At 64.8% G+C, this 10,778-nt stretch carries 10 protein-coding genes; 4 read left to right on the top strand and 6 right to left on the bottom strand.

All coding sequences use genetic code 11. From position 1 onward, the window contains the following. The 3 genes from paaC to paaA form a co-directional block, all read right to left on the bottom strand. The coding region (paaC, locus tag V6M49_RS07820) for a 1,2-phenylacetyl-CoA epoxidase subunit PaaC (RefSeq protein WP_332760771.1) at positions 1-424 on the bottom strand (424 nt) is incomplete at its 3' end. 11 nt (positions 425-435) lie between these two features. Next, entirely contained in the window at positions 436-753 is a 318-nt protein-coding gene (paaB, locus tag V6M49_RS07815) for a 1,2-phenylacetyl-CoA epoxidase subunit PaaB (protein WP_332760770.1), read from the bottom strand. After that, the gene (paaA, locus tag V6M49_RS07810) at positions 750-1,712 is read right to left on the bottom strand and encodes a 1,2-phenylacetyl-CoA epoxidase subunit PaaA (protein ID WP_332760769.1); all 963 of its coding nucleotides are present in this window, start codon (positions 1,710-1,712) and stop codon (positions 750-752) included. The genes paaB and paaA overlap by 4 nt, the downstream gene beginning before the upstream one ends. 1,047 nt (positions 1,713-2,759) lie before the next feature. On the opposite strand from paaA, the gene V6M49_RS07805 reads away from it, so the two are divergent. Then, the gene (locus tag V6M49_RS07805; RefSeq protein ID WP_332760768.1) at positions 2,760-4,856 is read left to right on the top strand and encodes a sensor domain-containing protein; all 2,097 of its coding nucleotides are present in this window, start codon (positions 2,760-2,762) and stop codon (positions 4,854-4,856) included. A gap of 53 nt (positions 4,857-4,909) precedes the next feature. Here the strand turns inward: V6M49_RS07805 and V6M49_RS07800 are convergent, their stop codons facing one another. Further along, positions 4,910-7,501, bottom strand: a complete 2,592-nt coding sequence (locus tag V6M49_RS07800) for an AMP-binding protein (protein ID WP_332760767.1) — start codon at positions 7,499-7,501, stop codon at positions 4,910-4,912. Between the two features lie 202 nt (positions 7,502-7,703). After that, positions 7,704-8,102, bottom strand: coding sequence for a nuclear transport factor 2 family protein (locus V6M49_RS07795; RefSeq protein ID WP_332760766.1), 399 nt, complete (start codon positions 8,100-8,102; stop codon positions 7,704-7,706). Between the two features lie 158 nt (positions 8,103-8,260). Between V6M49_RS07795 and V6M49_RS07790 the strand changes: the two genes are divergently transcribed. From V6M49_RS07790 to V6M49_RS07775, 3 genes are all read left to right on the top strand, one after another. Then, positions 8,261-8,686: a helix-turn-helix transcriptional regulator gene (locus tag V6M49_RS07790; RefSeq protein WP_332760765.1), complete on the top strand. Its 426-nt coding sequence runs from the start codon at positions 8,261-8,263 to the stop codon at positions 8,684-8,686. Between the two features lie 22 nt (positions 8,687-8,708). Next, the gene (locus tag V6M49_RS07785; protein ID WP_332760764.1) at positions 8,709-9,110 is read left to right on the top strand and encodes a VOC family protein; all 402 of its coding nucleotides are present in this window, start codon (positions 8,709-8,711) and stop codon (positions 9,108-9,110) included. A gap of 292 nt (positions 9,111-9,402) precedes the next feature. After that, the gene (locus tag V6M49_RS07775; protein ID WP_246848593.1) at positions 9,403-10,023 is read left to right on the top strand and encodes a hypothetical protein; all 621 of its coding nucleotides are present in this window, start codon (positions 9,403-9,405) and stop codon (positions 10,021-10,023) included. Positions 10,024-10,211: 188 nt separating this feature from the next. Here the strand turns inward: V6M49_RS07775 and V6M49_RS07770 are convergent. Beyond that, on the bottom strand, positions 10,212-10,778 hold a 567-nt coding region (locus V6M49_RS07770; RefSeq protein ID WP_332760763.1), incomplete at its 5' end, for a putative PEP-binding protein.

The following is a 10,778-nucleotide window of genomic DNA, read 5'->3' as shown; positions in this document are numbered from 1 at the left end:
TGAGCCGGCGGTACAGCTCGAACTGGTAGTAGCTCACCACGAACTGGCGGGCGATGGTGGCCGCGAAGTCGCCGTTGGGCTGCTCAAAGATGGCGGCCGACCGGAACTCGGGCTCGCGCCGGAAGTACGCCAACTCGTCCTCGGTCTTGTCCCAGGCGCCGCCGGCGTACGTGAGGAAGCTCCGGGCGTGGCCCAGCTGGTCCAGGGCGATGTTGCCCAGGGCCACGTCCTCCTCCAGCTCGGGGCCGCGGGAGATCCAGTGGCCCAGCCGCTGCGCGAGGATCAGGCCGTCGTCCCCGAGCCGCAGCGCGTACTCGGCCACGTCCTCGGTGGGCCTGGCCAGGCCGGTGCGGACCTCGAGCGCGATGTCCTCCGGGCGCAGGGCGTTGCCGGGGGTGATGCGGGTGGCGGATTCCCCGCCCATGGGAACAGCGTTCACAGGTGCTTCACCCCTTCGCTCTTGGTGTAGTACGTGGCGTGCCGGTAGTCCTTGCCCTGCGGGGACTCGAAGAACGAGCCCTTGGCGTCGGGATCGCTGGCGGCGATGGCGTCGGCCGGAACCACCCAGATGGACACACCCTCGTTGCGGCGCGTGTAGAGGTCCCGGGCGTTGCGCAGGGCCATGGCGGCATCCGGCGCGTGCAGGGACCCGGCGTGGACGTGCGAAAGGCCGCGGCTGGACCGGACGAAGACCTCCCACAGGCCCCAGGCGTTGCGGTCGGTGGTTGCCTCCGGGCCTTGTGACTCGCTCATGCTGCGTATTCCTTTGTCTTCAGTGACTGTTTTGCTGCATACGCAGCGGCTGCCTCGCGGACCCAGGCGCCGTCGTCGTGCGCTTCCCTCCGGCGCTCAAGGCGCTGGGCGTTGCAGGGGCCGCGGCCGGCGAGGACTTCGTGGAACTCGTTCCAGTCCAGCGGGCCGTGCTCCCACTTTTTGGTGTCCTCGTTGAAGCGGATCTCGCTGTCCGGGAGGGTGAGGCCCAGCACGCGGACCTGCTCCACCATCATTCCCACGAAGCGGCTGCGGAGTTCGTCGTTGCTGAAGCGCTTGATGTTCCAGGCCATGGACTGCTTGGAGTTGGGCGAATCGTCGTCCGGCGGGCCGAACATCATCAGCGCCGGGGCGTACCAGCGGTTCACGGCGTCCTGGGCCATCTGCTTCTGCTCCGGGGTGCCGTGGGCGAGTTCGAGCAGGATCTCGAAACCCTGGCGCTGGTGGAACGATTCTTCCTTGCAGACGCGTACCATGGCGCGGCCGTAGGGGCCGTAGGAGGCGCGGCACAGCGGCACCTGGTTGCAGATGGCGGCGCCGTCCACCAGCCAGCCGATGGCACCCATGTCCGCCCAGGTCAGGGCCGGGTAGTTGAAGATGCTGGAGTAGCGGGCCTTGCCGGCGATGAGATCGGCCGTCATCTTGTCCCTGCTTTGGCCAAGCGTCTCCGCGGCCGAGTACAGGTAGAGCCCGTGGCCGGCCTCGTCCTGGACCTTGGCCATCAGGATGGCCTTGCGCTTCAGGCTCGGGGCCCTTGAGATCCAGTTGGCCTCCGGCTGCATCCCGATGATCTCCGAGTGGGCGTGCTGGGAGATCTGGCGCAGCAGGGTCTTGCGGTAGGCGTCCGGCATCCAGTCTTTTGGTTCAATGCGGGAGTCCGCGGCGATCACGCGGTCAAAGTTGGCCTGACCGTCCGCGTCGCGCTGGGCGTTGGCTTCCATGGTTGCTCCTATGCACCTGCCTGGATTGGTTCGATTTATTTACCGACCGTTCGTTCAGGATATGCGCAGGGCGCGGAGGGCGTCAAGAAGGGGGCCGGTGGTTGAGGTCAAGGAGGGGCCCGGTGGTTGAGCTTGTCGAAACCGGGACCCGACGAGCTCGACCACCGGGCCGGCGGCGACGCGCTCATTCCTTGTCGACGCGCATATTCCCTGACGCGGCCCATATTTCGTGCGCGTCAGAGCGGATGCGAGTCGATTGCGATCGTACGCGTCGACCGTGGTGCAGGTAGTTTTCCACATGGCGGCAGCTACTGAACGGTCGGCGTGGCTAAGTTCATAACAGCGGTTCTGGCGGGCACCGGAAGCGCTGAGGCTCGCCACGATTTCGTGGAACGTGACGGCGCCGCCGCTCCAGGCGAGCCGGCTGGTTCCACCTCGAGGCATCAAAATTTCGACAAGCTCAATCACCGGGCAGACATTGCGCAATCGTCGCAAAGGCGAGGGAGGGATTGGGGCAGCATGCTCACGAACAACAGGGCGCAGGTCAAGGCCGCAGTCCGGGCGACCGCCGGCCACCGCGCGGCGAGGGATCCTGCGACGCGGGGATTCTCAGCTGGCTTCGTACGCACTGCTTTTCAAATGCCCTTCCACGACGTTGACGTCGGACGGCGCCCATAAAGAGCAGAGAACTGTCCCCCGGGAGAACCGTCCCGTTACCCGCACCTCCGCTATGGCCGCGGATGGCAGTGAGCGCAATTCCGGTAAACCTGCACCGTGACTGCATCGATTGACTTTCAACCGAAAGAGGCACAAAGTGACGCCATACACCACGCCGTTGGTGATATCCGTTCATGGTGGGGGGCTACAGCACGGATTCCTAATTGCTCTCACGCGATGAGCCGGCCAGCAGGCCGGAAGCGGGAAGCCAGCAAGTCGCTGGTTTCTCCTTCCAGTCCAGAGTCAATGTCGACATCCAGACCTGAAAACAAGCAGTTCTTCCCCGTGAACTTCCCCTGCGCCACAATCCAGATCTGCAGGATCCGGCCGATGAAAGAGGTACCGATGATTCCTCATACGCCGGCCGTCCCCGAGGCCCGCATCAGCGGTGACCTGAACGGAACAATCACTGCCTGGAATGCCGGTGCCACCGAAATGTTCGGCTTCAGCGCTGGCGAGGCAATCGGCCGGAACTATGACCTGCTGACCACCACGAACGGACCCATTCTGCATAGGGAGGCCCTGGAGCAGCTCCTGGCCGGAAAAGGCTCCAGCGAGGTCCGGACCCGCTGGCGGCGCAACGACGGCCGCGTCGCAGAGGTTTCACTCACGCACTCACCCCGGTTCGACGCCGACGGAGTACTGATCGGCAGCTCCACCATCGCACGGGACGTCACAGCGGTGGCGCAGCTGCAGGACGAGGCAGGCAAGGAACGCGAACGGCTCATCGAAGCCCAGGAGATGGCCCATGTGGGAAGCGCCGAATACGATTTCTCATCGGGCCGGTGGTGGCATTCGGAGGAATTTGGCCGTCTTCTGGACCTCACCACGGGCGAGAAAGTCTCCGTATCCATGCTTCTGGAAAAAATCCATCCCCAGGACCGGGACGGTGTCAGGACCGACTGGCACTCTCTGGACCGGGCCGGTTCCCGGCACCTTGACCGCGAGCTGCGCCTCATCCAACCAACCGGTGACGTGCGCTGGATTCTGGCCAGCGTCAGGGTCACCGGCACCGGCGTCCGGACCAGGGTGCTCATCACCGCCCTAGACATCACCGCCCGCAAACTGGCCGAAGCGGTCCTGACACATCAGGCATCCCATGACGCGCTGACTGGGCTACCCAACAGGATCCTGATCAACACCATCCTCCATGACCTCCTGGGCCGCAAAGCATCCAGTGTTGTGGTGTTCTTCCTGGACGTTGACCGGTTTAAGACCGTCAACGACGCCGTCGGCCACGCCGCCGGAGACGCCATCCTCACTCAACTCGCGGCCAGGCTCCGTCCCGCCATCCGGCCTGGCGACACCGTTGGCCGGTTCGGCGGCGACGAATTCATCGTGATCTGCAAAAATCTGCACGCCACGGAGGCTACTGCCGTGGCCGAACGGCTCCGCGCCGCTGTCAAAGAGGACTTCACCCTCGGCGGCCGCCGGATTTTCCTGAACATCAGCATCGGCATTGCCCCTGCCGGCCCGGGAGACACCGCCGAGACCATCCTCGACGCAGCCGACATGGCCATGTACCAAGCCAAAAACGCCGGCGGCGACCGCATAGCGGTCCGCGACTCCCGCACCCAGGCCGCCGCCACCGCCCGGCTCAACCTCGAATCCGACCTGCGCCTCGCCTTGGACCGGAATGAGCTCAGACTCCACTATCAACCCGTGATCGACGTCAAAACCGGGATGCCGGTCGGTCTCGAAGCCTTCCTGCGCTGGGAACACCCCACACTCGGCCTGCTCCAGCCCGCAAGCTTCATCAGCCTCGCAGAAGACAGCGGCCTGATCGTTCCCATTGGTAGCTGGGTCCTCAACCAGGCCCTCCAACAGACCCAGCATTGGCGCAATACCCTGCCCGGCGCCAAGGATCTCACGATCTTCGTCAACGTCTCCATGCGCCAACTCCAGGACCTGCGTTTCGTGGACACCGTCCGGGACGCTCTCTGCACGACCGGCATCAGCCCGGCCGCCGTCACCCTGGAAATCACCGAATCCGTACTCATGGATCAACGCGAACTGCCCACCGCCATCGTCCAAGGCCTGCATGCCTGCGGCGTCGGCCTGGCCATCGACGATTTCGGCACCGGCTACTCATCCCTGAGCCAGCTCCGGTGGCTATCCGCCGACACCCTGAAAATCGACAGGTCCTTTGTATCAGAACTCGGCTATAAAGATCCCAGCAGCGCCTCCATCATCCAACTCATCCTCGGCATGGCCCGCGTCTTGAACCTCAGCGTCATCGCCGAAGGCGTCGAAACACCGACGCAGTTGAACCAACTACGCAGGCTCGGTGTCCGCCACGCCCAGGGATACCTCTGGTCCACGCCCGTCCCGGCCCACGAAATACCAAAGCAGCTACAAGCACATGCAACGGAACCGACACCGCGCAACGCCCAGCCCCGCGAACTCCCCCGTCGTTCGGATCGCTGAACACACGAAAGTGCAGCGGCCGGGCAGTCGGTTTGGTTAGGAGATGGAGTACGTCAGCGTTGAGTGCGTGCCGGCGCCTCAGCCCGATAGGGCTCCAGGGCGGCGGACTCAATCACAGGGGCTCTCGACGGGCTCGACAACCGGGTTTTTGCGCGGCCGATGACCGTTGGCGCATAGCTGCAGAGCGCCCAGTACGCCGAGCCTGCGGCCAGTGAGGCCACGACGGCGAGCGCGGGGCTGAGCCCAACCAGCAGCGGGTAGACCAGCCAATGCACCAGATAGATGTGCAGGGACGCGCTGGCCAGCTGAACGGTGAGGCGCCGGAGCCCGGCCGGGACGGGAATGCTGGGCAGCCACAGGAGCAGGAGTATCCCGGCCAGGACAGTCAGTTCACGGGCGGGGTTGTCGAAGAACCCCGGGATGGTCAAAGCGGCAACGACACTGACGGCGCCTCGCTGAAGGATATGGCGGGCCCGGGCAACCGCCCATCCCAGCGCGAAAAGCCAGAATATGGGCGGTGTGTGCGGAATTCCCGGCTCAAAAAGCTCGTAGCGGGTGAGCAGCCCGGCGGCGAGCAGCACCAGCGGAAAGAGGAACGGGAAGCGCTTTTCGGCCCGGCTAACCCAGGGCACGGCGAGCAGGGCCGTCATGCTGACCAACACGTAGACGAGCACCTCGATGAACCAGAAATGCGACCGGGTGGTCACCTCTTCGGGTCCGATGATGGCGTTGAGGAGGACGATATTCGCCAGGCTGTATCTGTCGGTGATCAGGTAGGCGAAGCCGATGAAGGCCATGCTGGGGATGATCACCCTGGCCAGGCTGGCCACTTGCTTCCGCAGCCGCGTCATGCGTTCCCCGGACAGCTGGAACCGGGCGAAGTTGAACCCCGCCACAGCCATGAGCACGTGGGCCGCACCCTGCCAGTGCAGGAAACCAATATGGGTACTGACAATCAGGAAAATGGAGACCGCCCGCAGCACGATGCTGGTTTCAAGCCGGGCGAAGGGGCGGCGCTTCCGCGGCCGCGGCTGTTCAAGGCGGGCCCCCAGCACTCCCACCGGGGTGATGTGCCAGTCCGGGGGCAAATGTCCCAATGCCTGCTCAAGCCGCACGGACGCTGCCACATACGAAAGCGAGTCCCCGCCGAGCGAAACGAAAGTGTCGTCGTCGGAAATGTCCGTCAGCTCCAGCGTGTCTTCAAAAATCTTCACCACACTGTCCTGCGGCGTAGCTCCGGAGTTCGCGCTGGACGGCGCTTGTTGAACTGTGGGTTTGGCGAGCGCCAGGACGGCCGGGTAGTCCAGCTTGCCGGACGCCAGACGCGGGAGCTCCGGCACCGCGTGTACTTCCAGCGCAGCGCGGGGCAGGCCGATGCCCTGGGCAAGGAGCTTGCCCAGCAGCGCCGGGTCGTGTTCACCCTCGACGGCGACGACGAGTCCCTGGTCCGTCCCGGCGCTCGCGGCCTGAATACCAAGGTCGGCAAGGATCCGTTCCACTTGTCCGAGGTCGACGCGGAGGCCGACGATCTTGACGAACCGGCTGCGCCGTCCCACGACCTCGTACAGTCCGTCAGCGTTCTTGCGCGCCAGGTCTCCGGTGCGGAGTTCATCCACCGTCCGCCCGAGGCCGAGGTCCTCCGGGGTTCCGGCGTATCCCAGCATCACGTTGGGCCCGGAATAAACCAGCTCGCCATGCTCCAGACCAGGGACAGGGTCTATCCGGAAGGCGCCGCCGGGGACAGGGATTCCGATGGCGCCTGGCGACGTACCCGTCAGCCGGGGCGGGAGGTAGGCCATGCGTGCGGTGGCCTCCGTCTGGCCGTACATCACATAGAGATCCCAGCCGCTCCTTGCGCCCAGGTCGGCGTAGCGCCGGACCAGGTCAGGGCCGAGCCTGCCGCCAGCCTGGGTCACATACCTGAGCGTGGGCAGATTCATCGCGGCGAACCCCACCCGCTCGAGCAACTCGAAGGTGTAGGGAACGGCTGCGAACGATGTGGCACCCTCGCCGCGGAACAGATCCCAGAAGCAGGGGTCCACCACGGACAGATCCGTCAGGACCAGGCTGGCACCACGCAGCAGGTGGCTGTTGATCACTGACAGTCCGTAGCAGTAGGACATGGGCAGTGTGGTCATTGCCCGGTCGTACTCCGTGACGCCGAGGTATTCCGCGATGGACTCTGCGTTCGCCTGGAGGTTTTCATAGGACAGCCGCACAAGCTTGGGCGAACCGGTGGAACCTGACGTGCTCAACAGAAGGGCCAGGTCCGGGTGCAGAGAGTGTACGGTGCCAGGCCGCCGCTCCTCCAGCACTGTCCGGCCGTTCGCCGAACTCAGGATAACGTCCGGATCATAGGCCGCGACCAGGGACTCCAGGGCGGCAGGCTTGTCCGCGGGCAGGAGGATCAGCGGATGACCGGCCGCCATGGCCGCCAAGTACCCCACCAAGGAGTCAACATCGTTACCGGCCGTCAGTGCCACCAGGCGTCGTTCGGTACCGAGGCGCCGGCCCAGCTCCTCAACACGGCCGGCCAGTTCCCGGTACGTTAAGACACCCTTGCTGGTGGCAACGGCAGTCCTGTCACCCCTGCTCGCGAGGTTCGCGGCAAACGACAGGCGTTGAAGGTCAAGTTGGGTGCTCATAGCGTGTGGTCCATAGGTGTCTTCGGCGATTTAGGGAAGCCTAACCTTGGAAGAGTACACCGGGCGCTGGTGAATTAAGAAAACAAAACGTACCCTATTTCTCCACCTTCTGGCGTAAAGGGCCGCGTCCGGTCCGTGCCTCACTGCGGTTCGACGCCCGGCAACGGATCACTACCCGGTTCACGCGACGCGCCTGGCACCGTCACTCGACAACAGTGTCGGCATGCCGATGGGCCACCTTCCATTCGCCGCCTTCGCGGCGATACACCTGCGTGGCACGCAGGGTGTAACTTCGCGGCTGACCGTTGACGGAGGCGGAGGTGTGCTCCAGTCCGGCGGTGTAGGCCATGTCATCCACGACGTCATAGGCCTGCAGTTCGAACGTGTACGACGTGCAGTCGGAGAAACTCTTCTCGAGGTCGGCGAAGAGCCCGTCCAGCTCATGCTGGCTAAAGGCGTTGCGCCACGCACCCAGGATGCTCACGGGTTCGTTACGTGACCAGATTGCCCGGCGCGGGGCCGAATCGCCGTTGTGAAGGGCTAGTTCCGCTTCGTAAAGCGCGGACTTTACCCAGGCTAGGAAGTCGTCGCGGTCAGTCATGCCTCAGTATGCTCCGTGCACAGCTGATCCGGCACGGCTGCCCGAGCATTTTCACGTCATTGCGTAGGGCCATGCCGTTTCCGCGTAGCCGGGATTTCGACAAGCTCAATCACCGGGCGGACAGGCTCGACCACCGGGGGCGCTACTAGACTTGCCTCATGACACCGCAGGAGCTGGCAAACTTGGCCCATTTGCGGCGGGCCCGTGACCTGATCGACCGCGAGTACGCCCGGCCGCTCGATGTGCCAACGATGGCCGCCGGCGCCCTCATGTCCGCCGCGCACTTCTCCCGCCAGTTCAAGGCCGCCTACGGTGAGACTCCGTACAACTACCTCATGACCCGGCGGATCGAACGTGCCATGGCGCTGCTGCGCGCCGGTGTCAGCGTGACCGACGCGTGCATGGAGGTGGGCTCCACGTCCCTGGGTTCGTTCAGCTCGCGGTTCACCGAGATCGTCGGCATAACGCCCAGCGCCTACCGGGCCCGCGAACACCACGCCGTGAAAGCAATGCCCACGTGCATCGCCCGGCAGCACACCCGGCCCGCCCGCAAACCGAGCAGGATTGAAGAAGCCTCGTCATAACCACTCCCCTAGCGTGGGAGACATGAACATTTCATTGAAGTACGCACACGTCACCGTCAACGATCTCGATGAGTCCCTCGCCTTCTACCGCGACGCCCTTGGCCTGGAAGTCCGGAACGACGTCGGCTCGGATGGACAGCGCTGGGTCACCCTTGGCAGCCCCGCCCAGCCCGACCTTGAGATCGTCCTCTCCCCTCCCCACGCCGGCCGCTCCCAGGCCGACGGGGACGCCATCCAGGAGCTGGTCACCAAAGGCGTTATGCCCATGCTCGTGTTCAACACCGACGATCTCGACGCCACCTTCGAAAAGCTCCGTGCATCCGGCGCCGAGGTGCTCCAGGAACCCATTGTCCAGCCGTGGGGCCCGCGCGACTGCGCCTTCCGCGACCCGTCCGGCAACATGATCCGCATCAACCAGGGCTGATTTGTGCCGACGTCGTCCGTTGCTCCACGTCGCCAGGACTTCTCCACATAGCGGCACCTACCCCTCGCGTCGAGGGCGCGCAGCTGGCATCTTCGCTACATGACGGATCTTCCACCGCTTCTCTTGGCCCGCGACCGCGCCCTTCACGGGCTGACCCCGAATGACCTTGCAAAGCGAGTAAAGGCCGGTTCCCTGGTCCGCGTCCGGCACGGCGTCTACACGGACGGGCAGGCCTGGAAGCGGCCGGTCACGTGCTGGAGTCCGCCGCCACTTTGCTGCGCCGGCGGGTCTGATGGTGGTCCGGCGGGAGGGCCTGCTCGTCACCGGGCGCATCCGCACTGTCCTGGACCTGGCGGCGTTCACGCCTTTCACCGAAGCTGCCGCACCCCTGGACCATGTGCTTCGACCGGACCGAACCCTGCGGCTGCCTGCCGTGACGACGGCTGAACTGGAGGCAGGTATCGGATCTATGTACTCCACTGCTGCGAGGCGAAGGGTGCTGACCGCCCTGGCTTTCGCTGACCCTTTGTCCGGTTCCGCAGGGGAGTCCTACAGCCGCGCGCTTATCCACGTGGCCGGCTTCGAAGCCCCGGTCCTGCAGCAAGCCATCCACGACAGGGACGGCCTGGTGGGCTACACCGACTTCTATTGGAAGCAGGCCAAGGTTGTTGGCGAATTCGATGGCGAGGTGAAGTACCTCAAACCCGAGTACCTCAAGGGCCGGACCGCGTCGCAGGCGGTGGTGGAGGAAAAGCAGCGCGAGAACCGAATCCGGGCCACTGGGTTCAACGTGGTGAGGTGGGATTGGGCCGAGCTGATGGAGCCCGGCAAGCTGGAACGCAAGCTGGCAGCGGCTGGCGTGCCCCGCCGTCGTACGCGTTCTGCGGTTTTCGACGCGCAAACCCGACCGTGACCCGCATATTCCTTGGCGCCACCGATATTTAGGTCTCGACAAGGAATATGCGTAGCGCCACGGAATATGCGCAGCGACAAGCCGCTTCCTTGTCGAGGAGTAACATCCTCGACCACCGGGAAACGGACGACGTCGGCACCCAACCCGGGTGCCGACGTCGTGCGTTCAGCGGATTTCGACAGGCTCAATCACCGGCGTGCCGGGGTGCCGGCGAGCCGGAGCCAGGTGTCCACCACGGTGTCGGGGTTCAGGGAGACGGAATCGATGCCCTCCCCGACCAGCCACTCGGCGAAGTCGGCGTGGTCGCTGGGACCCTGGCCGCAGATGCCGACGTACTTGCCGCGCGCCTTGCAGGCCTTGATGGCCATGCTCAGGAGCTTCTTGACGGCAGGATCGCGTTCATCGAAGCCGCCCGAGACAATCGCGGAATCCCGGTCCAGGCCCAGGGCCAGCTGGGTCATGTCATTGGAGCCGATGGAGAAGCCGTCGAAGTAGTCCAGGAATTCGTCGGCCAGCAGCGCGTTGGACGGAATCTCGCACATCATGATCACTTCGAGGCCGTTCTCGCCACGGACCAGGCCGTTCTCCGCCAGCAGCTCGATGACGCCGCGGGCCTCGTCCAGGGTCCGCACGAACGGGATCATCAGCTTGACGTTGGTCAGCCCCATCTCGTTGCGGACGAAGGACAGGGCCTCGCACTCGAGGTCGAAGCAGTCCCGGAAGGACGGCTCCAGGTACCGGGAGGCGCCGCGGAA

Source organism: Pseudarthrobacter sp. (assembly GCF_036675385.1).
In the GTDB taxonomy this organism is placed as follows: Bacteria; Actinomycetota; Actinomycetes; order Actinomycetales; family Micrococcaceae; genus Arthrobacter.
This window is presented reverse-complemented; position numbering and strand designations above follow the sequence as displayed.

Coding starts and splice junctions, on each gene's coding strand:
- paaB (WP_332760770.1), bottom strand. CDS start 753: ATGAGCGAGTCACAAGGCCCGGAGGCAACCACCGACCGCAACGCCTGG.
- paaA (WP_332760769.1), bottom strand. CDS start 1,712: ATGGAAGCCAACGCCCAGCGCGACGCGGACGGTCAGGCCAACTTTGAC.
- V6M49_RS07805 (WP_332760768.1), top strand. CDS start 2,760: ATGAAAGAGGTACCGATGATTCCTCATACGCCGGCCGTCCCCGAGGCC.
- V6M49_RS07800 (WP_332760767.1), bottom strand. CDS start 7,501: ATGAGCACCCAACTTGACCTTCAACGCCTGTCGTTTGCCGCGAACCTC.
- V6M49_RS07795 (WP_332760766.1), bottom strand. CDS start 8,102: ATGACTGACCGCGACGACTTCCTAGCCTGGGTAAAGTCCGCGCTTTAC.
- V6M49_RS07790 (WP_332760765.1), top strand. CDS start 8,261: ATGACACCGCAGGAGCTGGCAAACTTGGCCCATTTGCGGCGGGCCCGT.
- V6M49_RS07785 (WP_332760764.1), top strand. CDS start 8,709: ATGAACATTTCATTGAAGTACGCACACGTCACCGTCAACGATCTCGAT.
- V6M49_RS07775 (WP_246848593.1), top strand. CDS start 9,403: ATGGTGGTCCGGCGGGAGGGCCTGCTCGTCACCGGGCGCATCCGCACT.